At 41.9% G+C, this 24,992-nt stretch carries 28 protein-coding genes and 1 tRNA gene; 15 read left to right on the top strand and 14 right to left on the bottom strand.

What is annotated here, in order from left to right:
* Positions 1-32: 32 nt before the first annotated feature.
* Genes A11Q_RS13660 through A11Q_RS12440 form a run of 5 tightly spaced genes read left to right on the top strand, consistent with a single transcriptional unit; the run spans position 33 to position 3,702 of the window.
* Positions 33-701 (top strand): TetR/AcrR family transcriptional regulator, encoded by a 669-nt coding sequence (locus A11Q_RS13660; RefSeq protein WP_015471179.1) that lies wholly within the window; start codon positions 33-35, stop codon positions 699-701.
* Positions 698-1,525 (top strand): hypothetical protein, encoded by an 828-nt coding sequence (locus A11Q_RS12455; RefSeq protein ID WP_015471178.1) that lies wholly within the window; start codon positions 698-700, stop codon positions 1,523-1,525. Before A11Q_RS13660 ends, A11Q_RS12455 begins: the two co-directional genes overlap by 4 nt.
* Complete coding sequence (locus A11Q_RS12450) at positions 1,509-2,423, top strand: DMT family transporter (protein WP_015471177.1); 915 nt, start codon at positions 1,509-1,511, stop codon at positions 2,421-2,423. Before A11Q_RS12455 ends, A11Q_RS12450 begins: the two co-directional genes overlap by 17 nt.
* Positions 2,424-2,436: 13 nt before the next feature.
* Positions 2,437-2,712 (top strand): hypothetical protein, encoded by a 276-nt coding sequence (locus A11Q_RS12445; protein ID WP_041575302.1) that lies wholly within the window; start codon positions 2,437-2,439, stop codon positions 2,710-2,712.
* A 33-nt stretch (positions 2,713-2,745) separates the two neighbouring features.
* Positions 2,746-3,702 (top strand): hypothetical protein, encoded by a 957-nt coding sequence (locus A11Q_RS12440; protein WP_015471175.1) that lies wholly within the window; start codon positions 2,746-2,748, stop codon positions 3,700-3,702.
* Here the strand turns inward: A11Q_RS12440 and A11Q_RS12435 are convergent.
* Positions 3,694-4,515, bottom strand: a complete 822-nt coding sequence (locus A11Q_RS12435) for an arylamine N-acetyltransferase (protein ID WP_015471174.1) — start codon at positions 4,513-4,515, stop codon at positions 3,694-3,696. The two genes, A11Q_RS12440 and A11Q_RS12435, sit on opposite strands and share 9 nt — an antisense overlap.
* 96 nt (positions 4,516-4,611) lie before the next feature.
* Between A11Q_RS12435 and A11Q_RS12430 the strand changes: the two genes are divergently transcribed.
* Together A11Q_RS12430 and A11Q_RS12425 are read left to right on the top strand one after the other, a co-directional pair.
* Positions 4,612-4,887: an ATP-binding protein gene (locus tag A11Q_RS12430; protein ID WP_015471173.1), complete on the top strand. Its 276-nt coding sequence runs from the start codon at positions 4,612-4,614 to the stop codon at positions 4,885-4,887.
* A 268-nt stretch (positions 4,888-5,155) separates the two neighbouring features.
* Positions 5,156-6,133 (top strand): STAS-like domain-containing protein, encoded by a 978-nt coding sequence (locus A11Q_RS12425; protein WP_235044619.1) that lies wholly within the window; start codon positions 5,156-5,158, stop codon positions 6,131-6,133.
* 170 nt (positions 6,134-6,303) lie between these two features.
* Here the strand turns inward: A11Q_RS12425 and A11Q_RS12420 are convergent, their stop codons facing one another.
* Positions 6,304-7,113 carry a M23 family metallopeptidase gene (locus A11Q_RS12420; RefSeq protein ID WP_015471171.1) on the bottom strand — a complete coding sequence of 270 codons (810 nt, stop codon included), beginning with the start codon at positions 7,111-7,113 and terminating at the stop codon, positions 6,304-6,306.
* 337 nt (positions 7,114-7,450) lie between these two features.
* Complete coding sequence (locus tag A11Q_RS12410; RefSeq protein WP_015471170.1) at positions 7,451-7,660, bottom strand: hypothetical protein; 210 nt, start codon at positions 7,658-7,660, stop codon at positions 7,451-7,453.
* A 494-nt stretch (positions 7,661-8,154) separates the two neighbouring features.
* Here A11Q_RS12410 and A11Q_RS12405 point away from each other — a divergent pair, with 494 nt between their 5' ends.
* A complete protein-coding gene (locus A11Q_RS12405) occupies positions 8,155-8,499 on the top strand; it encodes a hypothetical protein (protein ID WP_015471168.1) in 345 nt (114 codons plus the stop codon).
* Between the two features lie 350 nt (positions 8,500-8,849).
* On the opposite strand, the gene A11Q_RS12400 is transcribed toward A11Q_RS12405, so the two are convergent.
* Complete coding sequence (locus A11Q_RS12400; RefSeq protein WP_015471166.1) at positions 8,850-9,098, bottom strand: helix-turn-helix domain-containing protein; 249 nt, start codon at positions 9,096-9,098, stop codon at positions 8,850-8,852.
* A gap of 82 nt (positions 9,099-9,180) precedes the next feature.
* On the opposite strand from A11Q_RS12400, the gene A11Q_RS12395 reads away from it, so the two are divergent.
* Together A11Q_RS12395 and A11Q_RS12390 are read left to right on the top strand one after the other, a co-directional pair.
* Positions 9,181-9,750 (top strand): hypothetical protein, encoded by a 570-nt coding sequence (locus A11Q_RS12395; RefSeq protein ID WP_015471165.1) that lies wholly within the window; start codon positions 9,181-9,183, stop codon positions 9,748-9,750.
* A 45-nt stretch (positions 9,751-9,795) separates the two neighbouring features.
* Entirely contained in the window at positions 9,796-11,022 is a 1,227-nt protein-coding gene (locus tag A11Q_RS12390; protein ID WP_015471164.1) for a tyrosine-type recombinase/integrase, read from the top strand.
* 277 nt (positions 11,023-11,299) lie between these two features.
* On the opposite strand, the gene A11Q_RS12385 is transcribed toward A11Q_RS12390, so the two are convergent.
* A tRNA-Ser gene (locus tag A11Q_RS12385) sits at positions 11,300-11,389 on the bottom strand.
* 136 nt (positions 11,390-11,525) lie between these two features.
* Between A11Q_RS12385 and A11Q_RS12380 the strand changes: the two genes are divergently transcribed.
* On the top strand, positions 11,526-12,698 hold the full coding sequence (locus A11Q_RS12380) for a M14 family metallopeptidase (protein ID WP_015471163.1): 1,173 nt from the start codon (positions 11,526-11,528) through the stop codon (positions 12,696-12,698).
* Here A11Q_RS12380 and A11Q_RS12375 read toward each other — a convergent pair.
* From A11Q_RS12375 to A11Q_RS12365, 3 genes are all read right to left on the bottom strand, one after another.
* Positions 12,669-13,055, bottom strand: a complete 387-nt coding sequence (locus A11Q_RS12375) for an ArsC/Spx/MgsR family protein (RefSeq protein WP_015471162.1) — start codon at positions 13,053-13,055, stop codon at positions 12,669-12,671. The genes A11Q_RS12380 and A11Q_RS12375 overlap by 30 nt on opposite strands.
* A gap of 124 nt (positions 13,056-13,179) precedes the next feature.
* Positions 13,180-13,692 (bottom strand): hypothetical protein, encoded by a 513-nt coding sequence (locus tag A11Q_RS12370; RefSeq protein ID WP_015471161.1) that lies wholly within the window; start codon positions 13,690-13,692, stop codon positions 13,180-13,182.
* 45 nt (positions 13,693-13,737) lie between these two features.
* Complete coding sequence (locus tag A11Q_RS12365) at positions 13,738-14,172, bottom strand: hypothetical protein (RefSeq protein ID WP_015471160.1); 435 nt, start codon at positions 14,170-14,172, stop codon at positions 13,738-13,740.
* A 137-nt stretch (positions 14,173-14,309) separates the two neighbouring features.
* Here A11Q_RS12365 and A11Q_RS13655 point away from each other — a divergent pair, with 137 nt between their 5' ends.
* The 3 genes from A11Q_RS13655 to A11Q_RS12350 all read left to right on the top strand — a co-directional run bounded on the left by A11Q_RS13655 (position 14,310) and on the right by A11Q_RS12350 (position 18,259).
* The gene (locus A11Q_RS13655) at positions 14,310-15,020 is read left to right on the top strand and encodes a putative 2OG-Fe(II) oxygenase (protein ID WP_148285002.1); all 711 of its coding nucleotides are present in this window, start codon (positions 14,310-14,312) and stop codon (positions 15,018-15,020) included.
* A gap of 1 nt (position 15,021) precedes the next feature.
* The gene (locus tag A11Q_RS12355) at positions 15,022-16,146 is read left to right on the top strand and encodes an aminotransferase class V-fold PLP-dependent enzyme (RefSeq protein ID WP_015471158.1); all 1,125 of its coding nucleotides are present in this window, start codon (positions 15,022-15,024) and stop codon (positions 16,144-16,146) included.
* A 196-nt stretch (positions 16,147-16,342) separates the two neighbouring features.
* Positions 16,343-18,259 carry a Vps62-related protein gene (locus A11Q_RS12350; protein WP_015471157.1) on the top strand — a complete coding sequence of 639 codons (1,917 nt, stop codon included), beginning with the start codon at positions 16,343-16,345 and terminating at the stop codon, positions 18,257-18,259.
* 19 nt (positions 18,260-18,278) lie between these two features.
* On the opposite strand, the gene A11Q_RS12345 is transcribed toward A11Q_RS12350, so the two are convergent.
* Positions 18,279-18,779 carry a hypothetical protein gene (locus A11Q_RS12345; protein ID WP_015471156.1) on the bottom strand — a complete coding sequence of 167 codons (501 nt, stop codon included), beginning with the start codon at positions 18,777-18,779 and terminating at the stop codon, positions 18,279-18,281.
* 46 nt (positions 18,780-18,825) lie between these two features.
* Positions 18,826-19,236: a hypothetical protein gene (locus A11Q_RS12340; RefSeq protein ID WP_015471155.1), complete on the bottom strand. Its 411-nt coding sequence runs from the start codon at positions 19,234-19,236 to the stop codon at positions 18,826-18,828.
* 84 nt (positions 19,237-19,320) lie between these two features.
* Here A11Q_RS12340 and A11Q_RS12335 point away from each other — a divergent pair, with 84 nt between their 5' ends.
* A complete protein-coding gene (locus tag A11Q_RS12335; protein ID WP_015471154.1) occupies positions 19,321-20,022 on the top strand; it encodes a rhomboid family intramembrane serine protease in 702 nt (233 codons plus the stop codon).
* 374 nt (positions 20,023-20,396) lie between these two features.
* On the opposite strand, the gene A11Q_RS12330 is transcribed toward A11Q_RS12335, so the two are convergent.
* From A11Q_RS12330 to A11Q_RS12315, 4 genes are read right to left on the bottom strand one after another with little or no spacing between them, the layout of a single operon-like run.
* Entirely contained in the window at positions 20,397-21,134 is a 738-nt protein-coding gene (locus A11Q_RS12330; protein WP_015471153.1) for an ABC transporter ATP-binding protein, read from the bottom strand.
* Positions 21,131-22,756, bottom strand: coding sequence for an ABC transporter permease (locus tag A11Q_RS12325; protein WP_015471152.1), 1,626 nt, complete (start codon positions 22,754-22,756; stop codon positions 21,131-21,133). The genes A11Q_RS12330 and A11Q_RS12325 overlap by 4 nt, the downstream gene beginning before the upstream one ends.
* Positions 22,756-23,790 (bottom strand): extracellular solute-binding protein, encoded by a 1,035-nt coding sequence (locus A11Q_RS12320; RefSeq protein ID WP_015471151.1) that lies wholly within the window; start codon positions 23,788-23,790, stop codon positions 22,756-22,758. The genes A11Q_RS12325 and A11Q_RS12320 overlap by 1 nt, the downstream gene beginning before the upstream one ends.
* Positions 23,787-24,869, bottom strand: coding sequence for a glycerophosphodiester phosphodiesterase (locus A11Q_RS12315; protein WP_015471150.1), 1,083 nt, complete (start codon positions 24,867-24,869; stop codon positions 23,787-23,789). Before A11Q_RS12315 ends, A11Q_RS12320 begins: the two co-directional genes overlap by 4 nt.
* Between the last annotated feature and the right edge of the window lie 123 nt (positions 24,870-24,992).

The raw sequence follows: 24,992 nt of genomic DNA, 5'->3' as shown, positions 1-24,992 counted from the left end.
AGGAACTGCATCTTATGGGCCAGCCTGAATAAATGAATAATTTACAAAATTATTCATTTATTTATAATGACCCTATGCCTCGAGTTAAAGCTGAAGGACGTGCAGATCAGATTCTAGATGCGGCGTTGTTACACTTCGCCCGCCATGGTTATGCGAAGACCTCGATCGCCGAAATAGCGAAATCATCTCAAATTGCGGCCGGTACGATTTATTTGTACTACTCGAGTAAAGAGGAAATCTTGCGGGCCTGTGCTGTGCGGTTTCATCAGGCCCATCAAACGGCCGTCTTTGAACTTTTGCAAAAAAACCAACTCAGTCCCGATCAAAAACTAAAAGAGTATATTTTAAATCGTTTCGAGCTTTGGCAAAAAGAAACTATAAGCTCGAAAGTGAGTTCGCAATTGGGTTCGAAAGTGGACTCGCAAGGCGGTTCAGATTTGGCACAGGCGATGATCACGATTGCGCCCGAGATCAACCAGCAAGAGCAAGATCTGTGGAACGACACTCTTCGTAAAATTTTGGAAGAAGGACAGAAAAAGAAACTCTATCACTTTGATTCCTTAACAAAAGAACTGCGCATTTTTTTACACTGTCTGGTGGGTTTCTTTCCGTTGCCTGGAATAAATCATCCCTTTGCGCCGACTGAAAAAGATCTGCGTGAGATGCTCCAATGGTTCTGCGAAAAATGGAGGACTAAATGAAAGATCGCCAACAGCACCAACAGCCACAGCACCGAAACACAGGGCAATTTTCCCACAGCACATGGGTGCCGCAGGTTCTGCGCCGACTGATGCCCGAGTTTCTGGATTTTATCGTGATGATGGTCAATGCCAATAGGCCATTCTTGCCACTCCTGAAAACGCCGAAGGGTATAGCTAGCGAAGTCTATCTGTTGGCACCGGAAGTCGGAGGCTCTTCTGCGTTGCTGGTTCCTGACTTGCAAACGATGCCGGAAATCAAAAAAACCATTTTGCTGACAGATAATTTTTCAGAAGACCGCCATCAGCACTTGCTTTCATTAAAGGGAGCCTTGAAGCCGCCGTACGAGCAGATCAAACTTTCGGAAATTTCCGCAATCAACTCCAGTTCGAGTGATGGGCGGGTACGCAAAGCGGTTTTTTCAATTAATCAGTCCCATCTGATGACGGATGCGGAACTGGTGCAGCTTTTACAGGAACTAACGAAGAAATTTGATCAGGTGATGATCGGCGAGGGAAACAACAAAAGCATTCGTCAGATCATCGGCATGACGATCTTGGCTCCGCTTGTGGCAGTCGTGGCTTCTTTTTTTATAAAACCATTTCGTTGGTCGCGATTGTTTTTTACATTTATTATTCCTTTACTGCCGTTGATGATCACATGGGATGGCTTGGTGGCTTTGATTCGCATTCGTAATCCAAAGCGCCTGAAAGAAATCGCCGAGGCCAGCACTGCAGCTGCAGGAAAAGACTGGCATTGGGACTCAGGTAAATTGCAAAACAATCGGGGTGGGTTTATCATCTACCTGAATGGCTGGTCGAAATAAAATATCATTTCATAAAAATGCAATTGTACAGGCTTTGTTTGTCACCTTCCTGTGGTCCTCGTCATGGGTTTTCATCAAGGTCGGTCTACAGGGTCAAGGATTACCCCCTTTAACTTTTGCAGGACTTCGTTACTTCTTAGGGTTTCTGTTTTTACTTCCGTTTGTTCTGAAACAGGACAGCTCTAAAATCAAAGAGCTGTCTGGCAGGCAGTGGTGGGAGCTTTTAGGTTTAGGGTTTATCATGTACGCCGCCACACAAGGGGCGCAGTTCCTGAGTTTGGCTCACTTTCCTGCGGTGCTGATCACTTTGATTTTAAATTTTACTCCGATTGTGGTGGCGCTGCTTTCGTTGATACTTCTGCGTGAATCCGCTTCCTTAAAACAGGTGATAGGTATCGGTGTGTGTCTGTTAGGGTCAGCACTTTATTTCATTCCGCATTTGCAACAGGATGTGGGGTGGACATGGCTTTTATTGATCCCTGTTATCGGAATGCTGGCCAATGCGGGGGCTGCGATTTCAGGGCGCGCCATCAACCGCAAAGAGCACCTGAGCCCGCGCGTGGTGACGATCATCAGCATGGGATTTGGCAGTGTGATCTTATTGGTAGCGGGTCTTCTGACTGAGCAAATGCCCATATTAGGCGTGAAGCAAATCTTAATCGTGTTGTGGCTTGCAGGGATCAATACCGCATTCGCTTTTACGCTCTGGAATCATACCCTGCGAACACTTTCGTCCGTGGAATCCAGTGTGATCAACAACACCATGATGATTCAAATCGCCGTATTGGCGGTGATCTTCTTAGGTGAAAGATTAAGTGTTTTGGATGTGGTGGCGTTGGTGATTGCTTCTGCGGGCGCCCTGTTGGTACAACTCGGACGCCGAGTAGAGACTAAATAATAATCTAAGCGGTGTGGGCAAACTATCGGCGAAGACATCGCACAAGCAGTTCCGAGGTTGGAAGTTGATCTCGACGACGAACTTAGAACTGATTCGTACGATGACTCGTCAATGGCTTGGAGTCGACATTTTACCCGAGCGCGTAGCCAGTGTGGATGGCACAGATTTGGTGATGTACGACAGCAGCTTACCCCATCGCAGTGACGAGATTTTTTTGGCTTACAGGCCAGAGCTTATAAAATCCAAAGCGGGGCAAGAGCTGGTGCGATTGGCGAATTTTCAATTGTAGCCAACAGATAACATCATGATTTAAAATAATCAGATGAACTACCAACAGGAATTAGAACAAAGTTTGAACTATTTAAAATCACCGCAGGCGATAAAAAGTCTGCAAGCCGATGCGTACTGGCCTAAGTGGGATTCATCGTGGTGGCACATGCTGCTGTTGCACGAAATGGGACTGACTCACGAAATTCCTGAGACTGTTGTTGAATCTTATATCGCGGCTATCAATAGAATACCCGTTAAAATTTTTCCGATCTACCCAGAAGACATGCCGGCGGGTGTGGACCTAGCCCGGGGGAGCCCTTGTCACTGTCAGTTGGGCCACGTGTATCAGGTATTGGCCGCTCGAGGTGTAGATGTGGACAGCGAGGTCAATTGGTTGCGCCCATGGTTTTTAAAATATCAAATGGCCGATGGTGGATTAAATTGTGACGAAGGGGCTTATCGAGAAAAAGAAGAAGTGCCCAGTTCAATGGTAGGAACGATTCCGATTTTTGAGGCGGTGTTATTTCACACGAATCGCCAGTGGACATCTGAAGAAGAAGTGTTCTTAAAAAAAGGGGCGGATTTTCTGATAAAACGCCAATTGATGTTGGGTTCAGAAACAAAATACAATGCCAGTGAAAGAGAAAGTGCGAAAGAGTGGATGCAACTGTGCTTTCCACGTTTTTATTTTTACGATGTCTTGCGGGGACTACATGCCTTGCTTCACTGGTCTAAAAAAACGGGCTCTGCAATTCCGTATGAAAGTATTAAGACTGTAGTCCGTCACTTGCAGACACAGTTTAAAGATGCAGAAATGCAGATCGGAAGACAGGCCTATCTTGGATCGGGCTCTCGCAACCAATTACCAAACGGAGACTGGAAGTGGCATCCTGAAGCTGTTAGCTTTCCGCTGATGTCAAAAGTCAGCGCGGTCGGTCAAGCGTCGCCGTTTTTAACAAAGCAGTGGAAAGAATCGCAGCAGATTCTTTCCGAACTGAAGTTAATTTAAAAATAGAGCGCGACACGATCTGACTGTGGATCGAGGGTTGTAAATTTTGGGGAACGAGTTGATCGCGACGATGCGCCGAATGCCTGGCATTGGATCGGCGATCGGGGCCGTTACAGACGACTTGGTAATTCCATGGCGTGACATCAGATCCTGCAACCGAAACCCATTAAAACCACGATAGTAGGAATCGACAACCCAATCCACCCCTTGATGACGGACCACCAGAAAAGCATGGTCTTCATTCACACTCCAACCTTCGCTGCGACTGGCGCGGTAGATCGAAGCGTAGGCGTGTTTGTTCGGGATCCCTGCTGACTTCAGGGCAAAGTGAAGAAGTAAGGCGTGTTCACGGCAAACACCAGCGCCACAGGCTACATATTCATTTAATGGAATATCACGTTGGCTGTCGCGGTACTGTTTGAGTAGCCGCCGATAGTAAGGATTGTAATAATCATGGTACACCAAGGTCGATCGTAGTAAATCCACCACCATTCCCACCTTGTCCCAATAGCCGACAGGTAGTTTTCCGATTTCAGCGGATTCAGCGAGCAAAGATTTTAATGGTTCTGCTTGTAGGTCGATATGATAATCCGGTTGAATTCCCCCGTGTCGTGCCGAGCCTTCTACATAGGCGCCATCATGGATGTCCGTGAGGCCACCATTGAGGACGACATAATTTTGCGTGTTTTGCGGTTCTGCAATAGCCGAGGGTTGATAACCGCCCACAGTTATCAACATCGCCAACAACAGGAATGTCAGGCGAGTGTCAAAAAAATTGACACTAAAAATCTTTAAGTTCCATTTGAAAGACATCAGTTAGAGGTATCTCAAAAGACATACCAAACACCGCTGCCAAAGCGGCGCATTGCGTCCGTAAACAGGGCCTGGCACTATTGCGCTGAAGGCGAAGTGAAAATTTCTTTATCTTTAGAGGGCGCAAATGTTGTAATTGAGATCCGCGATTTCGGTATTGGCATGCCGAAAAACATTTTAAATAATCTCTTTCGCATGGACAGTCCAACAACTCGTCAAGGTACTAGTGGTGAAAAGGGAACTGGCTACGGAATGCCTCTTGTTCGTGAATACTTGCAGATGATGAATGGTTCAATCGAAGTTTTTTCGCAAGAAGTGGATACCTCGGATTTTGTAAGAGGAACGCAGGTGATTCTAAGGTTGCCGCATTAGTGGGAAGAAAGTAATAACTAGACTAATGAGTTCTAATATAACTCTAAATCAACTATATTCGTTTTAAAGACAAATATAATAGTTATAACTATTATATTTGATAGTTATAACATAATATGTAATAGTTATAACCATATTTTTACATAGTTATAGTGTGTAAAAAGGAGGAGTTATAACTTCAAGTTCAAAGCCTAACAGAGGCGAAGAAATAAAGCAGTACCTCTTGGCTCATGTCGAAGCTCATCCGCATGATATTGTGAATTTAACAATGGCCGAATTTGGTGTCACAAGGACTACTGTGCACCGGCATCTGAATACTTTGATCAAAGCTGATAAAATTGAAAAAATTGGTGTTACAAATACCAGCCAGTATTTTTTAAAAGAATCCTTTAATAAAGTCATATCTTTTAAAATAACAGAAGACTTGTCTGAGTCCGATATCTGGCAGAAAGAGTTCAGCTCTATTGCGACTAAATTGAAGCCGAATATTGAGGAGATCTGCTATTACAGCTTTACCGAGATGGTGAATAACGCAAAAGATCACTCAGAGGGCTCGCGAGTTATTATCGCGTCAGAAAAAAAAGGGAATAAACTTATCTTTTCAATTTCAGATAACGGAGTGGGAATTTTTAAAAAAATTAAAGATGCATTTGGTTTAGATGACGAACGAGAAAGTGTGTTGCAACTTTCAAAAGGGAAACTAACAACTGACAAGAGCCGACACTCAGGCGAAGGAATTTTTTTCACATCAAGGGCAGTAGATTGCTTTGAAATTTTAGCCAATGGGATATTTTATTTGCGAGATAACACCCAAGAAGATTGGTTTGTTCAAGAGAAAAAAAACACATCAAACTATTCCACTGTAGTACAGTTTGAAATTGATACGACCTCGGATAGAAGATTAAGAAATGTTTTCGAAAAATATCAAAACCCAGAAACTATGGCTTTTGATCGGACACATATTTTGGTTTCTTTAAGTCTGTCGAATGAAGATCATTTTGTTTCAAGATCGCAGGCCAAACGAATCATGCTAGGTTTGGAAAAATTTAATCATATTATCCTAGATTTCAAAGGCATTAAAACTGTTGGTCAGGCATTCGTGGATGAGGTTTTCAGGGTTTTTAAAGAAAGATTTCCTCATATTGAAATTGACGTAACAAATACAAATGAAGATATCGATTTTATGATTAAAAGGGGCATTGAAACGGCAAAGCTGAATAACGAATCAAGAAACGATAATAAATAAAATAGTAATAGAAAAGAAAGTCTAGATGTTAAAGCTTGGCCACTTGGCGGAGATGATTTTAATAATATTAAAAAACAATTTTCCGTAGTTATGTCAGACAGTTAAGTCATTACAAAAATATCTGGGTGACAAAAGTAGCACATCCCATTATTAAATTCCGTTACAAAAATTTATTCAGCCCCATAAAACGGCGGACGACTAAGGTCATTACTATCCTCGCAGGGCAACTCATCCACTGATTTTTCTACGGGCTTGCCATCACTCCCAATGACTTTCACTCTAAAGGGAATGCTCGGCGGCAACCAAGCCCCATGTTTTTTCATATCATCGGGGGTAATTTTAAATAAATTGTTATGAATACTAAAATGTAAATGCCTATGTCCAGCCGCTCCCGTTTTTCCCTCCTCGCCAATCACTTGCCCAACTTTTACGACCTCTCCACTTTTAACATTATGGCTACGGAGATGGGCATAAAAAGCAATCAGGTTAGAACTATCATCAAATAAGGCAATCCAGTTTCCAAAACCTTGTCCACAAGTATCGTTGTTAAAATTTTCGCCGTCTTTGTTGTCACACCCAACATGGGTCATAATCTTGCCATTAAATACGGCTCTAATTTCGGCATTTTTATGAGTGGGTGGAGTAGATAAATCCACAGCATAACCCGTATTCAAATAACTATGGGTTCTATTTTCTCCGGTTAGATTTCCCTGAGAACATACCGTTGGAGTATTCAAGTCACGGGGAAAAATAATTTCAGGAGATAAATTGGACTTAGGAAAACACTTACCTTGTTTTGGGTTAAACTGAATACAATACTCATTTTTATCGCAAGGTGATGAAGAATACTGACAATCCTTTAACAGATATTGAATGCGGAAATTCCAAAAAGCAGATGGATAAATGAAATAAGAAATAAAACCAGAAGTGCTTAGAAGAAGTAAAATAAAACTGCTAATAATCAACCATCGTTTTTTCACTGAAAGCCTCAATCTTATATAGTAAGATAATACTATATAGTATGATTTTATTATATTCAAAGAGTTTTCCTAATAAGTATTCTTTCTCCCGTTATTTTCCCATTCTATCCGTTCCTGTTCCTTGATTAGCGGATAAGCCTTTATCCACACACTCAAAAAATCCACGGCCAGAATAAGAACAAATACACCGCACAGGGTTATGAATTGTTCCCCCATTATTGAACGGCCTAAAAGACCCAAAGCAGGGATTAAAAAAATCAGGGACAAAAATAAAAACCACGACCGCATAATAAAGCGGTAGAAAAAATAAAAGCGGTCATCATTATCAGGACGGAAATTATTTAAAAGCACTGGCAACCTCGCCAATTCCCCACAAAAGCCCCACGACCGTTAAGGTCAATGGGGTAGGGAATAAGATAAGGACGAGAACGGAAATCAAGAAACAACAAAAAACCAAATCAATAAAATGAGTAATTTTCTTTTTAGGACGGCCAACCTTTCCCATATTTTCTAAATAGAACACACTACGGGCTAATAATTCATTCATAATAACTTGTTTTTAACCTGTATTATTATTTTACTATTTATCTAAATCTATTTTTTTAGAATGGGTCTAAAAAAGCTTTCCAGAGGCTTAGGCTCCCGTAAGGGCTGGGACATGGCTTAATAGTATATATATTATAGATATATAGTAAATAATTACTATATTACTTTTCTCTCGCAAGCCTGCGGATTACTGCCCGTCTTATGGCTCGGTCTCATTCAGGATTAGCCCTTTTCCGCCTTATTTAGCCTGCCCAGTGTTGGGTGTTGCGGTTTTCCTGCGGTCAGTATTTTTACCCCTGACTGGGACGGTTCCAACTGTTTTCCGTCGGCCCCGCTATGGCTTAATTCCACTCGCTTGAATAGGCTTTTGCTTGCGAAATCGGGCTTAACCATCTGCCCCCATCCTACTCATCTATCTAAATGGAAAACTCCAAAAATAGATTTAAAATGATGTTTTCCATTTATCCCCTATACAACAACCAAGGGGGTAAGTTTATGAAGTTTTATGGGTGGTTTTTAGACAGTGGAGTAGTGCCAGATACGGCTTTAAGGGTTTTTCTGCTTTTCCGTTATAGAGTGGAGAATAATCCGCATTTACAGGCGAAAAAGATTATAGAGTTTTCCCGTGGTCATCTCTGCTTTTCTACTCGGCTCTCCTACAACTCTATTCAAAAAGCTCTCAAGGAATTAAATAGGATGGCCCTTATAAAAATTGACCCCCTTGATAAGGGTTCAAAACACACGGTAAGGCTTACTGAACCGACAGAGTATAATTGGGAGTTGATACAAGAACGGCTCGGCTCTCGTTTCAAAAACACGGACACGGTAGAGAAAAAATAATCACTCTCAAAAAATGCTCATCATCAAAAATTGATGTTTTTCTCTTAAAAATAATTATTAGGAAATTATAAATCTAATTTCCTAATAATTAGGCCATCAAGATTTAATGATAGGTAAAAATCCATTTAGTCTTTTATGAATAGACTTGAATACATTTGGCCAGAAGAACAATTTAGAGAAGATGATTTTATAGTATTTAGGGTTAGGTCTTTATCTTATCCCTATTCAATTGCTTTTATAAAAATTAGTCCTAATGATTACACCGCTTATAACGGGGACTACTCTTTAAAGGACGGGGAAATTATCGCCATTCATAAACTCGCTAATAGCCTCATGGACAATTATTTTCCCTATTCCTCGTAAAGGTCACGGATACGGCAATTAAGAACAAGGGCAAGGGCCGCAAGGGTTTTAAAGTTGATATTATCGGCGGTTTTCCACTTGGTTATGTTGTTGTAGTAGTTCATCCCTAATTGCTCGGCTATTTCCATATAGGTTAGGCCGCTTTTCTCAATGGCCTCGGCCACTTTAAGCCGTGGGAGTTTTTTCCGTTTCTTTTTATACAAGCCTTTAAGGTCTATCGTTTCATTCCGTGCCATAATCCTACCTTATTCCAATATAGTAAAAGGATACTATATATTTTAATTGACTTGATGAGTTATTTTGTAGTATTATTTTACTATGTCAAGTGTCGATATAGGTTTAAATATAATTTTCTTAATCCCTTTTATCATCGCCTTTGGTGGCCCTATCGTCATGTTTTTGGCCATTGTTATTTGGCCCGCTATGATGATTTTTAAGGCCATAACGAAACTATTTAAGAAAAAACCAATCCCATATAAACCACACGAAGACAGCCCAGAGTTTTTAAAGGCTACACGGACGGGATACAACCCAGACTTACCCCTTAATGAGGTTTTCCCCCACAACCTTGACCGTGAATACATTGATAGAATTGTGAGAGTTAGAGGGGTATTTTTTCCCGTTGAGTTTCATAAGGCATTTTACGACCCCGACAATGCCACTGACTTAAATCCAGACGACCTTAAAAAGTTGGCCCTACGGCTTTTTGTAGAGATGGCTTTTGTCCGTTCCTTTCTATTGGAGAACTCGCCCACTCGTTGGAGTGAGAAAACGGAAAAGTTTTGGATTTATCACACCCCCAGACCATTGAGAAAATTAGACCCCGACTTTTACAGGCAACTACTCGCAAAATTAAGGAAGCAAGACCAAACCGCAAGAGCGGCTTAATTCAATCTTTTCATAATTTTACCGACAAGAGAGAGGGAGATTTTTATGAGTGAGGAAAAAGAAAAATCCATCAGCCATCACGACATGGTTAAAGAAAAATTAGAGGAAAACATTTTTAGAATGGCCAATGGCCGTTTCATGGTGGTGGTTCAAAAACGAATTAACGGAAAAATTAAGACGAAGAAAAAACGAAACATTAAACTCATTCAAGAAGCCCGACAAATTAGAAAAGGGTTTATCTATCAACTCAGTCAAGACGACTTAAAACATCGGGACGGTCAATTTAAGTGGGATGTGGCTTACAAAAAATATGTATCCCACATTAGGCAAAAAATAGACGACAGCCAGACAAGCCATAAGCCAATGGGTGAGGGTTCATTTGAGACAGCCATCGCCGCTTACAAATACACAAAACAGTGGGAAAAATTATTTATCGGGCAAATATCCCCCAGCCATGTTCATAGCATGATGAACAGGCCAGAGTTTAAGTGTCTTACTTATGGAGTAAAAAAACACTACATGAGACACATAAGATTGGCCTTTAAGTTTATTATGGGGCCAATGGCAAGCCTTTACCTAAACCCAGCCCATAATGTTTATATTCCAAGAAATAAGGACGAAGAACCGCACCAAGTCCAATGGATACGGCCAGAGGTCATGGAGAAAATTATAGACCTTTACCATGATAAAGACATGAACCCACTCAACAAGTGGGCCAGCCTATTTTATTTTGCTTACTATACGGGAATGAGAAGCGGAGAGATTTTTTCTCTTACCGCAGATGATGTTCATTTAGAAAATCCAGAGAATAGTTATGTGGTGGTAAAGACCACTTACAACTGGAAAACCGAAAAAATCACACCGACTAAATCAGGACAGCAGAGAGTGGTGGATGTAACCGCCATTAGAAAATACCTACTCGCCCACAGACTACGAACCAAGGCAGTAGAAAAAGAGTTTTTCTTTCCCCGTGATAGAGAATGGAAATCAGGCAAGGCCGCCCAAGCAGTGAGAGCGGCCCTTAAAGAAGTGGGATACACACCAGAGAAAAATGCCAAGGGCAAAGAACTATGGCCGAACTTTCATAGTTTAAGGGCCTCTTACATTATGAACTTACTCACGGCAGGGGTTCCACATTTAACAGTCCAGCAACTCGTAGGCCATGCGGATTATGCGACACTAAAACACTACACAGCGAAGTTAAAACCAGAAGACATCAAGGGAGTTTCTCACAAGTTGAGGCCCCACACGAAAAACAGAAAAAGCGGATAAAATCTAATCTACTCATAAAATCACAGACGAAAAAAACCGCCGACAATCTCGGTGGTTTTTTTATTTTCTCACACTCAAAAACTCATAGGATTTTTTAGGGCCGTCACCCACTGGATTACTTTTGGGTGGTCAAACTTTATTAAACTTTCCGCCGTCTAAAATTGAGACGGGCCTGATTTTTTAATAAATAGGCGAAATTATTAAATTAATAATGGCCCACAAAAAAAGAAACGGGTTTAGGAAAAATCCCCAAACCCGTTTTAATAATCAAAAATAATGGCGGAGAGAGAGGGATTCGAACCCTCGTTAGGTTTGACCCTAAACACGCTTTCCAAGCGTGCGCCTTCAGCCACTCGGCCACCTCTCCGTTATCTATTCGGTTCCAAGAATCTAGCCTAAATCTTGGAAAACATCCAGAGTTGGCCTGATATATAACGCATATATATCAGGGCTGGATCATAGCCCAACTGGTTTTTGGCAGGAAAGCTGTTTAAGATTAAAAGATGCAAAATCACAAGCCACAAAATGATGCGTCTTACTTTCCTTTTCATTATATAGATTCACGTCAGCGATTTTTAGATCTTGTCCATCAAACTCAGAAAGAGGGCGCGTCTGTACAAATTGAAAAGTGGATGATCCCCAGTAAAATCGATCAAGATTTGTCTGTGGATTTGGCCTATTGGGCGCCGACACAACAAACGCAACAACTGCTGGTGGTGACATCGGGTATTCATGGTTCTGAAACCTATGCTGGCTCTGCAATTTTACAAATGTTTTTGACTGAGGTTTTTCCAAAGTTGCATCGCGAAGGATTGGGTGTGTTATTGGTGCATGCGATGAATCCCTACGGATTCAAATATCATCGTCGCACAACTGAAAATGGCGTGAATCTGAACAGGAACTTTTCCATTTCTGGCGAACGCTACAAAAGAAGAAATGAAGACTCGGAAAAAATGCATGCGCAGTTTTTTAAACGCGAAAAAGTCGGTTCTATAAAAAGCCATCTGTTTCAACATCTAGAAATCAAAAATGGAAAAGCTTTTTTTGGTGATATTTCGATGGACCAATTTATCAAGGCCGTGTCGCCAGGACAGTGTGAAAGCGCACAAGACCTCGAATTTGGAGGAAAGGCGCTAGAGCCTCAGTCGGCCAAGTTAGTGGAAAAATTAAAAGAGTTGATCCCGCAATATCAAGATGTTGTGGCTTTGGATCTGCACACAGGCTTGGGACATCGTAACCGCTTGCATCTTTTGACTTCAGGTTCTGGTGAAGATCTACATCCGGATTTGTTCGCGCAGCTTTTTGATATAGAAGCTGATAAAGATTATTATGAATATACACCTGCAGCAGCAGAGGGTTTTTACGAAGTACACGGAGCGCTGAACACAGCCTTTTCAGATCTGGCCCAACCTCATCAACGTGTCTGCGCGATTACTATGGAGTTCGGAACATTAGGACATGACCTTGAAGCGAAATTAAGATCGTTGGATAATTTACTGGTCGAGCATCAAGGTTTTTATAATGGGTATAATACTCCCGAGTTAGCAGAAGAGGTTCAAAAAGAGAGTTTCGAGCGCTCTTATCCTCAGGATGACAAGTGGAGGCAGGCGGTCGTCGCAGCCTCGCGTGGGCTATTTCAAAATATTTTAAGTCGAGCTGGAGCTTTCACTTTGTAATAGAGGTAAGATCAGTTCAACGGGGCGAGCTACAACAGCTATTCGAGCTATATGTTGAGGGCTCACTTCTGATTTTATCACAATCGGTCTTTCCAGTAGTTGTGGGTATTGCGATAAGTTTGTAACTATCTGTTCTTCTGAACCTAAATCAAACTGGAGCTCTTGATAAAGGTCTTCCTTTGTTCGCACTAAGGCAGATGCTGGTCCTTGCAAGTGGCGAATTAAATCTTTTAACTCGTCAACAGTCGGAGCGTCTTTAAGATATTCGATCACGTGTACATCACTTGAGTGACTTTGTAGTAAAGCCAGTGCTTCACGGGATTTAGAACACTTAGGGTTGTGATAGATCGTCCACATAAAAATTCCTTTCAGATCAGGAGGATAAAGCTTACAGGGGTTTACAGGCCGAAATAAAAAAGGGGCCTTATCAGCCCCTTTTTTTAGAAAAGACGAATCTTTTCTTTTATAGATAAAACACCGATTACGGAGTTTGAGTCACAGGAAAATTACGCTCACGATTTTCGTTTAAAGAATCGCAGTAAGGTTGCAACTGTGCTGGAATTTCTTTGTGATCTGGGCAAAGACGAGCGTTCATTTCTTTCCATGTATCAGATGTGTAGCAATTCAAGTTAGCGTAAGAGCTTTCTGCGTGACCATTTTGGAAGCCCAACATTACGTGGCCCATGCCCGCAGCCCATTGAGTGCGAACGCCAGATTTCCAAAGCTCAAGAACAACGTCAGCTGTCGCATTCACAGAACGCTTAACAGTTACTTTGTAGTTAGCATTAGAAATAACTACTGGGTGACCCATGTAGTTTTCTTCTGATTGAGTTGGAGCGCGATCGATTTCGATCGGAGTGTGATCCTTAGCAACTCCTGCAACCGTGTTGTTCACGATCAAGGCGCCTGTGCAGACAACTGTTTCTGCTAAAGCGCTTTGAGATACTAAAGCTGATAATACGATAAGACCTTTTATTTTTGAAAAACGAGACATTGGATTCCCCCTCTAAATGTAATGTCTCATTTTTAGTAAAATAAATTAGCGTTTGCAAGTATAAGTCGAAGAATAAGTGTAACCTAATTCTTTCACAGATACGGAAAGGCGCGCGCCAATGCTTCCAGCTTTCGCTGCGGGTCCCACTAAAGAGCCATGGGAAAGCATGAAGTCGACCTCATTGGTTTTGATTTTGTAGGAGCTGCCTCCGACTCGGCGAATCACTTCCGCTTCACCACTGTCCAAAACTTTCTTGCCTTTCTCTAAAACCAATAGAACGCGTTCACCTGTGCTGCAAACAAGGATCGCGTCCAAAAAGTTTCCGATCATATCTTCAGTACCATCCGCAAGGGGAGTTGAAAGACATTTAAGGGTTTGTTGAGTTCCTGCGGGGCAGGCAACTTTAGCTTTGGCTGCTAAAGCTGAAGACGAGAGACCTAAAACTAAAGTGGCTAATGATAACGAAATGACTTTTTTCATAACTTGATCCTTTGGGTTAAGATAGAGCGATTACTCGATGCTCCATAAATATAGGAAAATAAGAATTATGAAAGTGTTCCGTAATACTTTTGCAATCTTTCTAAGACTGTCAAAATTCTTAACACCGTGCTTGGGTTGTGATCTACTTAATAAATATGAATTCAGGTCATTCAGCCTCTGCTCATGAGGTTTCGTATAACTTTGTACAAGCACAGGGGGAGAGTCATCTTTGTCCTCCGGCTTTTCGTATTCCTATTTTGCGCCGAAAGATTTTGAGTGCAGAAGAGTGTCAGTTGATTCGCGATCAGATTTTAGAAAAAGAAAGCGAGATCACTTCGCAACATACATCAACTCCGATTGCGGGCCTGACTTCTGGTCTAACTACATTGTGGAGTCATTACAATGTTTTAACATGGTCCGTGCCTGAACAAGTGGGTTTGAAACAGAGACTCTTCGACGTCTACCGCGAGTATCTTCAACTTTCGGAAGTGCAACCCTTCAAGAATCAAATTCAATGCTGGGCCAATGCCCTTCGTAAAGGGGCAGGGCTTGAGCGTCACTTGCACAGCAATCGTCCGATCACCGCGATCAGTGGCCACCTAGCTTTAAATACGACCTCTGCTGCAACGTTATATCACTTTCCATTCGTTATGAAATGCTCGCAGACACAGACCGAAACTTACTGTCTGAAGTTAGAAAGTGAAGAGGGCTGGGTTACATTTTTTCCATCGTGGGTGCAACACTCGACGATGCCGTATCAAGAAGATGGAATACGTGTGACGATGGCATTTGATATTTTGGCTGAAATTGCTAAGGGGTCTCCGATTCCATTTGATACAGGAAATTAAAATGAGCATTGAGCAGTTTAAAAAACACTTTGATTTCACTTCAGGATTTATTCATTTCAATAATTCGGGACAGGCACCGATCCCCGATGTGAATCGCGATAAAGTCAAATACTGGCTGGATCGCTTTTACAGTGAAGGGGCGCACTGTTCTATGGACGGGTGGGGACAAACCGAAGTGGTCCGTCAAAAACTGGCGAACTTTATCGGTGCAGAGGTTGCGGAAGTGGCGTTCTTTGGTACAGCAGCTTCGGCTATTTCACAGGCGGCTCTAGCGATTCCTTTGCAAAAAGATGACGAGATTCTGACATGGGATCAAGAGTATCCTTCTAACTTCTATCCTTGGAGGATCGCCGCCGAAAGATCACAGGCGAAAGTGATTCAGCTCGCTTCAGAAAACTGGCAAACTCCGGCGCAGAAAATTTTGGATCACGTGACGCCGAAGACGCGAGTGATCGCCGTGTCGTGGGTGCAATTCCAAACCGGAGCCGTAACAGATTTAGAGTTGATCTCGAAAACTTTACGGGCTCAAGGCCGTGACGACATTTGGTTAGTGGCCGATGTGATTCAGGGAATTGGTGTTCGTCCTTTTCATTTCCACCAATCTGGCTTTGATATTATTTGTGGTGGGAGTCACAAATGGTTGTGCTCATCGTATGGAGCGTCCTTTATGGCAATTCGTCATCAGCGTATGCCGCAACTAGCTCCGCTGGAATTTGGCGCCATGACGTACGGATATCCTGATACAGAAAAGAGTTTCTCGATTCAGCCTAAGCTGACAGCCCAGCGCTATGAGCCGGGCTCTAAAGCGATGTTTGAAGTCATCGGCTTAGGTGAAACATTAGACTTGATGTCACAAGTGGGCGTTGCTGCGATTTTTCAAGAGGCCAGTCGTTTAGCGGATTTGCTGCGCGCGGGTTTAAGATCTCAGGGGTACAAAATGTTTTGTGCCGACGGCCCCATCGTCAATTTCGCGGCGGACACTACAGAAAAAACAGAGGAGCTTTTGCAGCGCCTTCAAAAAAACAAAGTCAGTTGTATTAAGCGCGGTCCCGGAATTCGTATCTCGATTCACGGATTTAATCGTGACGAAGAAGTGGCTCGAGTATTAGAAATTTTGAAATATTAAGAAAAAGTTAAGAGATAATTTTTGGACATATATCGTAACAGCGATAGTCATTTGTTAAAAGACAGACAAAGAATAGAAAAAATAATTTGTGAACTCCAGACCTTTCTCATGAAAAATAACAAGTAGTTTTTCTTGTAGAAAAATCACCATATTGTTTCCTCGATCGCAAAGATCAATAACTAAAAAAGGAAGCAATATGCAAAAAATAAAAGACCTAACAGACGCCCAACTCGAAGAACTGGCGAAAAAGTTCTCTCCAGCAATTTATTTCCACAGCTTGGAATCATTTTTTCCATGCTCGATTGAACATCTTTTGAAAGATGGAACATTAAGACGTTATAAAGATGATGGAAAAACAATAGACCCGAGCTTTGAAAGAAAAAATCTGAAGCAAGAAGACTTGGCTGAGTATAGTCATCCAAATTTTTTTGTAGATATTAATTCGTCGCAATTTCCTGGGATGTACGATAAAGCGACAAAAACAGTTAAAGCACCGATGTATTATGTCATTCGTCGTTTTGAAAACGCGATTGAAATCGTTTATCCGCTTCTTTATGCAAATCAAGGAGGGCAGACGGTCATTGCAGATCGTGTTCTGAGCTCATTTCATTGCATACTTCATTCTTATGGTGAGCACCAAGGTGACTTAGAATGTGTAACCGTTAGATTAGCTCCAAAAAATAATGATGAGTTCTATATTTCTGAAGTTATGTACGAAGCGCATGGCAACACCGAAAAATATTCTTCAGGAGAATTTTACTGTGAAGGAACGCATCCTGTAGCGTATGCTTCACTTAATGGTCATGGGACTTATAATGGGTTGGCATACAATCACTATAAAGACTTAGGGGGCATGGCTGGATTTGTGATTGTAACGGATCTTTTAGATAATAAAGGACCTAAATGGCGTCCGTGGCAATCTAGCGAATTTAAACAATTGCGTTTAACAGATGATATGGGACCAACAACAGAGCACTGGGTTAAGTTTAAAGGCAGATTAGGTGCACAACAGAAAAATACTTTGTTATCCGCAACTTACTTAGACGGAACAAAACTAAATGAGCCTGATTGGTATTTCGTAGATAAAGTAGATTTTCTTGCATTACTGATCAATAAACTTCCCAAAAATATCAGAGATGGAAATGGTCCATCTGGTTTGGGAAATCGTGACTACATGCAACCTGTGCCTGCTGGGGCGACGTTGCCTATTTGTCCAGAGAATTCAACAGTTAAAACATTTCTTTTTGGTATCAAAGGAAACGATGAGGGCTGGATTTCTGTAATTAACAATGATGCTACGGGATGGAGAGATATTTACAAAAGTAAGTGGAGCAGTCGTTACGTTGGCAACGCGGTCACGTCATTTAAGTTAAACGGTCATCCATACATTTTTGCTCTAAGATTAAGTGACGAAGCTTTTATCAGCAGAATTAATGATGATGGCAAAGGGTGGACAGATATTTATAAAGGCAAATGGAGTAGCAATTATGTAGCAATTAGATCATTTGAGTTAAAGGATCATCCCTATTTATTTGCCCTAAAAGGTAATAATGAAGCATACATTTCGCGTATTAATGATGATGGTAAGGGGTGGACAGATATTTATAAAGGTAAATGGGATAGTAACTATGTTGGCTCCGCGATTACGACATTTATGCTAAATGGGCATCCTCATATCTTTGCATTGAAGAACAATGATGTGGCGTACATTTCGCGTATTAATGATGACGGCAAAGGGTGGACAGATATTTATAAAGGCAAATGGAGTAGTAGATATGTTGCTATAAAATCTTTTGAATTAAATGGTCATCCCTATCTTTTTGCCTTAAGAGGCAGTGATGAGGCTTTTATTACTCGTATTAATGATGATGGTAAAGGTTGGGTAGATGTCTATAAGGGAAAATGGAGTAGCAATTATGTTGGAACTGCTATAGCGCCATTTAAACACGATGGACAGCCGCATATTTTCGCATTGAAAAGAAATAGTGAAGGCTGGATTTCGCGTATTAATGAAGATGGAAGAGGTTGGGTAGATCTTTGTAAAGGCGCAAAGTGGAGTAGTGACTATGTCGCCGTTGTGTCTTACGAGTTAGATGTGAACTTAGCACCATAAAATTCTGGGCCCAGTAGAATTACTTCTGCTGGGCTGTTTCTGGATTTACGTTAGCTGGCAAAGTCATCGGGATAAAATCGCCGCTCCAACCTAAAGTGGACACATACATTTTGTCTTTTTCTTTGAGTTTTAATTTAAACTTGGCGCCGCCGCTCATACTCCAACGGATCAGGCGGGGAGCTTTGTCGCCCAACTTAATATCCTGACCAGAAATTTTGACAACGACGCCATCTTTTTCTGAGCAGACCTCAATTAGTCCTTCAGCCCAAATGCCTTCGCGTGTTTTGTCGAAGATAAAATAAAGACGATCATCGCGATCCGACATTTTAAGCATTAAGGGTTTGCCATCGTCTGCGGTTGTTTCAATCCATTCGGCAGGGAAATTTTGATCGCCAAGTAATTCGCGCAGGCCTTTTTGATCGCGCACGCAGGTTTTTATTGGCTCGGCCGCATTAGAAAAAATAGCCAACGAAAAAATACCTAAGAAAACAGAAAGCAGAAACCGATTTGAAAATTTCATAGCATCACCTTTCTAAGGTTGAAGGCTAGATTTAAAGACTCTGCGACTACTGCACAGTCGAATGCGGAGTATTTTGCAACGCCACTTTTAACAGACCATGTTCGCGCATTAAATCCGGAATCACAGGTAAATGCTTGTGGTAGCGTTTAATAAACTCAGTCTCTTTTGCATTAACTAAAAGATCTTCTACTCGCGTTTTAACTGTTTGCCATTGATCGTCTGTGATTGGCTCTTTTTGAAAATAGATTTCATCCACGTAAGCCATCAGTTGACTCATTTCACGTAGCCATGCGACTTCAACGGCATTCAGTAAAACATTTAAACGATCATTTGCATTTAGCGTGATGCCATTTTTGATTTCAATGAACTCGATTTCATTTTCTAATAACAATTTGTGAATTCGCGCCATCGCAGCCGAAATATCACCGATGTATTGCTTTTTTGTATGCTCAGACATGGGGCTATCCTAGTCCATATCACAGATGAAGAAAAGACGAGAAAAGGTCCTTGCCATTTTTTTAATCGGTCCCATATTCCTTAGATGGACGACCTACAGCAACCTGAGCGGCGGATAAAAGAACATTGGCTTACGCGAAAGCCCACTCCGCAGGCATGGTTTGCGCCGTTGGTCTTGTTTTTCCTGCTTTACGGCATTCAGGCTCTTTTCGAAGCGAATATTGGCGGTTTGCAAAATTTGCTGATGGCCAATTCAGAGCAAGTATTTCAACAGCGTCAGTATTGGCGACTGTGGACTGCACTTTTCGTACACGCAGATTTCGGTCATATAGCCAGTAACTCCTTATTGTTTTTTCCTTTGGCGTATTACTTGTACGGCTATTATGGTTTTTGGCTTTTTCCTTTTTTAGGAATAGCGCTGGGCGGAGTGCTTAATGTTTTTGTATTACAAGGCTTAGCACCTCAGACAAATCTTCTGGGCATTTCTGGGGTGGTCTATTGGATGGCCGCGGTGTGGTCAATGCTTTATCTGATGATTGAACGTCGTGATAGTTGGCGGCGTCGAATTGCCAAAGTGGCGTTAGTCACAGTGGTGCTATTGGTGCCTGAAACCTATCGTCCCGAAGTGAGCTATATCAGTCACTTTTGGGGATATGTGGGGGGAGTTATTGTGGGATGGATTTGGTTTAGAATTCATCGTCGTCAGTTTCAAGAGGCCGAAGTTTATGAAGATATTGTGACTGAGCCCGAAGTAAAAGCAGAAGTCATCATAGGTGATTCACTTTAACAGGTAAGGCAGCAGCATTCGCGCGGCGGCACTGACGCCGATCAAAATAATTAAAAACTGCCCCCTTAAATTGTTGTTCGATTTTGTTTATCTCACGCCTCAAGAGATGATAGATTTTTAAAATATTCTAAGTGGTTCGTTGTGGACTTCCGCAAGGTTCACTTTTCGGAAGTATTGTCCGAACTTCGAAAGTAAGTTGCAAACCCAAGACGATAAGAGGACGCAATCTACAGAGCCTATTTAAATTTTTCATATCCTTTAGAAAAAACAGCAGCTTAGCTATTAACTCACAACAATTTAAAGGGGCAGTTTTTTAGTGAGTTGATTTCATAATTCAGTATGCGTTGCGTCCGTAAACAGGGCCTGGCACCTATTCATTCAACAAAGTCTTTCACAAAATCTGAAACGGGCTTGGTGCGAATATCGTCGACACTGCCCACTTGTTCGATAAGGCCGCGATTCATTACCACCACTTTGTCACTCATCTGAAAAGCTTCTTTTTGGTCGTGGGTCACATAGACCATTGTGAGTTTTAAATCTTGTTGGATCTTGCGAATATCACGGCGCATTTTTTCACGTAACTTGGCATCTAAGTTCGATAGAGGTTCATCTAATAATAAAATTCGAGGTTTCATCACAAGACCGCGAGCTAAAGCTACGCGCTGTTGTTGACCACCAGAAAGTTCATTGGACTTTCTTTTTTCTAAACCACCCAGTTCTACCAAATCTAAGATCGCTAAAACTTCCTGCTGGATTTGTTCTTTGGAAACTTTCTTTAACTTTAAAGGATAAGCCACATTGTCAAAGACATTCATGTGAGGCCAAACGGCATAGGATTGAAAAACCATACCTACATTGCGTTTTTCTGGAGGCAAAAATAATTTCTTTTGTGGATCTGAAACCACATCGTTATCGAAATAGATTTTTCCGTGAGTATTTTCTTCCAGTCCTGCGATCATACGCAGAGTGGTGGTCTTACCACATCCTGAAGGGCCTAAAAAACTGACGAATTCACCATTGGCAATTTGTAAATTGAAATCCTTTACGGCGTTGTGGGTTTTACCACCTGAAGAAAATTCTTTAGCCACGTGTTCAAACTTAACTGAGCTCATAATCCGTAACGCCCTTTCGAAAGAGTTTTTAAACTAAAATTCAAAACTAAAATAAATAAAACGACTAAGCTGGATAAGACCGCAGCACCGCCGCCACCCATATCCGAGTATTCCTGTAACTGAAAGATCAAAGTTCCGATGGTTTCAAGGCCTGGGCCTGTAAGTAATATCGTCATGGTCAGCTCGCTGATCACAGGCATAAAAACTAAAAAGACTGAGGCCATCATGGCCGTCTTTAAAAGTGGCCCGTAGATGGTGAAGAGCGTGCGAAACCAGCTAGCTCCCGAAATACGCGCGGCCTCTTCTAAAGAGGGATGAATTTGTTGGTAGCCATCCCCTAAGGTTTTTAAGCTGAGGCTCATGTATTTCACGATGTAAGCCAAAAGAATTAAAGCCAAGGTGTTGTACAACGAGGGGCCAAAGCCGAAGTAGCCTTGACTGAATGTCAGAATGAAGGCCAAAGCTAAAACTGTTCCCGGTGTTGAAAAGGGAATACTGACCGCTACAGTGGAAATATTGCGGCCTTTCCAGTTCGTGCGATGTAGGAAGTAGTTAAAGAAAAAGGAAAACGCAGTACAGATCACTGCGGCAGCTAAACCTAACATCAAGGACTGTGTGATCGCACGAATAGTTTCTTCTGTTTCAAAAAGCACGCGCGTGTAGTTCTGTAAGCTGAGCTGTGACAGACTCCACGAACCTTGAACGGAACTGAAGGCCGACAGAAGAACGCCGAGAATCGGCAATACGAAAATAACAAATAACAAAGCACTCAGAGCCGTTACAATGGGCCATTTCCACTTTTTCAGTGGGACCAGCGAGGCCCGTGAAGATTTCCCACCCACAGTATAGTTCTTTCCGCGACCAAAAAACATTTGTGCAGAATACAAAAGAACTAAAGTGCTTAATCCTAATAACACAGACACGGCAATACTCATCTGCATTCCTTGAGCTGTGCCCATGCGCTGATAAGTGTAGATCTGTGTGGTCATCAAATAGATGCGGGCTGGTCCACCGATCAAGGCGGGAACGCCAAAGCTCGCAGCAGTGGCTAAGAAGGAAAGTAAGAAGCCACTGATCATGGCGGGTTTTAAAATAGGCAAAGCGATATCTAAAAAGACGCGCAATCCAGAAGCTCCAGAAAGACGAGCGGCTTCTTCCAGTGAAGAGTCCATGCGGTCCAAAATATTTAAAGCGCTTAAAAGAACAAAGGTGAATAAAAAACTCACTTCAACCCAAACTAATCCCCAGAACGAGTAGATATTTAAGTTCAAGCCAAACCATTGATTCAAAACGCCACTGACGGGATTAGCTAATATGATCCAGCCAATCGCACCGACAAACGGAGGAATGGCATAGGGCAGACAAAACCACGAGCGAAAGTTGGATTTTAAAGGTAAATCCGTGCGTGTCAGTAACCATGAAAGTGGCAGTCCCAGAATCAGACAAAGAAGACCAACACAACCTGAAACTAATAGAGTATTCTTTGCGGCTTTAAGAGTGTTTTCACTTTTTAAAACGGCTGCATAGTCAGCCCAATTTGGAATCCAAAATAGATGAAGTAAGGGAACAACAAAAAGGGCTGCGATGATCAGCAGCCCGACGATATAAAAACTTTTTTTCATTAGAACACGATTTTTGAAAATTTGTTTTTGATCTCTTCGCGATCTTTCATCGTTGTCGAGATAAACTCACGTGACCACGGTTTCGCGGCTTTTAGAATTTCAGCAAATTCAGGAGCCCCTTCTGGTGCTTTTTCACCAGCAACAGAGGGATACATAAACGAACGTGCCATGGCTTGCTGACCTTCCGAGCTAAAAAGCCAATCTGTTACTTTTTTGACAACCTCCGTGCGGGCCTCATCTTGCGGCTTTTTCACGATAGCCAAAACATTCGATTGAATAACGGCTCCGTCTGAGGGGATCAGGAACTTAATGCGAGGGTCTGACGTCTTCAAGCGTAGGATGTTTTCTAGAAGAACAACTCCGACAGGACGTTCCTTACTTTGTAAGCGACGAACGACACCTGAATTGCCACCTTCAGAAATAAAATTGTTTTTTCTTAAAGCACTGAAGTAATCCCAGCCGTACTTGTCTGCCAGAAAAGCCACCGTGGTGAAGTTGGTTCCTGATGCTAAAGGACTGCCAGAAGAAACCTTATCTTTCCATTTTGTATCCGCCAATTCTTTGAAGCTTTTTGGCGCCTCGGCCTCAGAAACAGCTTCAGAATTGTAGGCAATCACCATAACGGGAAAGCTCAGCGTGGTGTATAAGTGCTCAGGATGTTTAAAGAAATCGGCAACTTTTTCGCTATTTTGCGGTTGATAGGCCAAGAGCTTACCCTGCTGAGCCATATCCTCATACCAGAAGCGATCTGACGAAACCAGGATGTCCGCTTGAATAGATCCAGCTAAGGCTTCGGCTTGAACTTTCGCCGCAACTTCTTCAGAGCCGGCTTGATAAAATTGAAAGTTGATCTCGGGGAACTGGGCTTCTAACTTGGGTTGGATATCGCTGATCGTATCTTTGTATAAAGAAGTGTAAATCCAGACTTTTTGTTTACTGTCTTTCTTTGTGCAGCCAGTAAAGACCACACCTGTAAAAGCCATCAGTAAAGCAAAGCGTAAACCTGCGGACAAGGTGTTCTTTACGAGTTTCATTTCGACTCCTTATTTAAATTTTTATGTGATTTCGTATTCGATTTTACCGATGACTTTATTTTCAAAAAATCTTTCTTAGCTTGAATGGCTTGATCGGTGAAATCTGAAAAAACTCCATCAACCCCTTGTTGAAAGAATTCGATATATTCAGCTATGGCATCACCTTTGTACGTGGCAGGAAGAAAAATTTCTTCTTTTCTAAAAGTGTAAGGGTGCACCACAAGACCTGCTGCATGGGCATCGGCGACCAGAGTTGTTGGCTTTAAGCGTTCTCCGAAGCTATTTGTAGGAATGATATAGCTTTTATGGGGACCGATACCATGGACAGTTTTAGCGAGCTCTTTTAAAGCGGCTGGTTTCGTCAGATCAGCGAAGGTACGTTTATCTTTTGCTAGGATAAAATCGTAAGGAGACTCTTTCGGTGAGCCATATAGAAATACTAAGCTTACTGGAGTCAGATCTTTTAGTTTTTTCAAAATGTCTAACTCGAAGGCTTGAAGGTAAACAGCAGATTTTTCATGATTGAGATCATGTTTCTTTAAAGCGTCCACGACAGCATTTTCCATAGGTAAACCAATAGAGGCAAAGTAGCTAGGGTGTTTGGTCTCAGGGTAGACGCCGATCACGCGTTTATGTTTTTTACTTTCGGCTTTAAGAAAAACTAAGATTTCATCAAACGTGGGAACTTCAAATTTCCCATTGAAAGATTGATCACGAAATTCAAGACGTTCTTTAGCTCGTAAAGTTTTCAGTTCCTTTAAAGTAAAGTCCTCTGTGAACCAACCTGTGATTTCTTGGCCATCAATAGTTTTTGTTTTTTTTCTAGAAGGAAATTTTTCGGCGACATTAGTAGTTTCAGAAATTTCATTTTCGTGGCGAGCCACTAGAACTTTATCTTTTGTCATCACTAAGTCGGGTTCGATAAAGTCTGCGCCCATTTCGATAGCGAGCTTATAGGATTCCAGAGTATGCTCCGGTCGATAGCCAGAAGCTCCGCGATGGGCGATGATCAAGGGCGCTTGAAATGCAGCCGCTGAAAAAGTTGAAAATAAAAGCGCAAACAGGATCAAATGTCGCATGCTCACCTCGAATAATATTCAGGTGTTCAGCATGCAATAATTCTTAATGAAATTCCAGATTGAAATTCAAAAAAACGATAGTTTCGATCTTGACGTTATCTTGACGTGGACTCTCGCTAAGAG

The sequence above is a fragment of the Pseudobdellovibrio exovorus JSS genome, assembly GCF_000348725.1.
Classification (GTDB): Bacteria; Bdellovibrionota; Bdellovibrionia; order Bdellovibrionales; family Bdellovibrionaceae; genus Pseudobdellovibrio; species Pseudobdellovibrio exovorus.
The sequence above is the reverse complement of the archived record's forward strand: the minus strand, read 5'-3'. Positions and strand labels throughout refer to the sequence as shown.

Coding starts and splice junctions, on each gene's coding strand:
- A11Q_RS13660 (WP_015471179.1), top strand. CDS start 33: ATGAATAATTTACAAAATTATTCATTTATTTATAATGACCCTATGCCT.
- A11Q_RS12455 (WP_015471178.1), top strand. CDS start 698: ATGAAAGATCGCCAACAGCACCAACAGCCACAGCACCGAAACACAGGG.
- A11Q_RS12450 (WP_015471177.1), top strand. CDS start 1,509: ATGGCTGGTCGAAATAAAATATCATTTCATAAAAATGCAATTGTACAG.
- A11Q_RS12440 (WP_015471175.1), top strand. CDS start 2,746: ATGAACTACCAACAGGAATTAGAACAAAGTTTGAACTATTTAAAATCA.
- A11Q_RS12435 (WP_015471174.1), bottom strand. CDS start 4,515: ATGTCTTTCAAATGGAACTTAAAGATTTTTAGTGTCAATTTTTTTGAC.
- A11Q_RS12425 (WP_235044619.1), top strand. CDS start 5,156: ATGGCCGAATTTGGTGTCACAAGGACTACTGTGCACCGGCATCTGAAT.
- A11Q_RS12410 (WP_015471170.1), bottom strand. CDS start 7,660: ATGAATGAATTATTAGCCCGTAGTGTGTTCTATTTAGAAAATATGGGA.
- A11Q_RS12405 (WP_015471168.1), top strand. CDS start 8,155: ATGAAGTTTTATGGGTGGTTTTTAGACAGTGGAGTAGTGCCAGATACG.
- A11Q_RS12400 (WP_015471166.1), bottom strand. CDS start 9,098: ATGGCACGGAATGAAACGATAGACCTTAAAGGCTTGTATAAAAAGAAA.
- A11Q_RS12395 (WP_015471165.1), top strand. CDS start 9,181: ATGTCAAGTGTCGATATAGGTTTAAATATAATTTTCTTAATCCCTTTT.
- A11Q_RS12390 (WP_015471164.1), top strand. CDS start 9,796: ATGAGTGAGGAAAAAGAAAAATCCATCAGCCATCACGACATGGTTAAA.
- A11Q_RS12380 (WP_015471163.1), top strand. CDS start 11,526: ATGCAAAATCACAAGCCACAAAATGATGCGTCTTACTTTCCTTTTCAT.
- A11Q_RS12375 (WP_015471162.1), bottom strand. CDS start 13,055: ATGTGGACGATCTATCACAACCCTAAGTGTTCTAAATCCCGTGAAGCA.
- A11Q_RS12370 (WP_015471161.1), bottom strand. CDS start 13,692: ATGTCTCGTTTTTCAAAAATAAAAGGTCTTATCGTATTATCAGCTTTA.
- A11Q_RS12365 (WP_015471160.1), bottom strand. CDS start 14,172: ATGAAAAAAGTCATTTCGTTATCATTAGCCACTTTAGTTTTAGGTCTC.
- A11Q_RS12355 (WP_015471158.1), top strand. CDS start 15,022: ATGAGCATTGAGCAGTTTAAAAAACACTTTGATTTCACTTCAGGATTT.
- A11Q_RS12350 (WP_015471157.1), top strand. CDS start 16,343: ATGCAAAAAATAAAAGACCTAACAGACGCCCAACTCGAAGAACTGGCG.
- A11Q_RS12345 (WP_015471156.1), bottom strand. CDS start 18,779: ATGAAATTTTCAAATCGGTTTCTGCTTTCTGTTTTCTTAGGTATTTTT.
- A11Q_RS12340 (WP_015471155.1), bottom strand. CDS start 19,236: ATGTCTGAGCATACAAAAAAGCAATACATCGGTGATATTTCGGCTGCG.
- A11Q_RS12335 (WP_015471154.1), top strand. CDS start 19,321: ATGGACGACCTACAGCAACCTGAGCGGCGGATAAAAGAACATTGGCTT.
- A11Q_RS12330 (WP_015471153.1), bottom strand. CDS start 21,134: ATGAGCTCAGTTAAGTTTGAACACGTGGCTAAAGAATTTTCTTCAGGT.
- A11Q_RS12325 (WP_015471152.1), bottom strand. CDS start 22,756: ATGAAAAAAAGTTTTTATATCGTCGGGCTGCTGATCATCGCAGCCCTT.
- A11Q_RS12320 (WP_015471151.1), bottom strand. CDS start 23,790: ATGAAACTCGTAAAGAACACCTTGTCCGCAGGTTTACGCTTTGCTTTA.
- A11Q_RS12315 (WP_015471150.1), bottom strand. CDS start 24,869: ATGCGACATTTGATCCTGTTTGCGCTTTTATTTTCAACTTTTTCAGCG.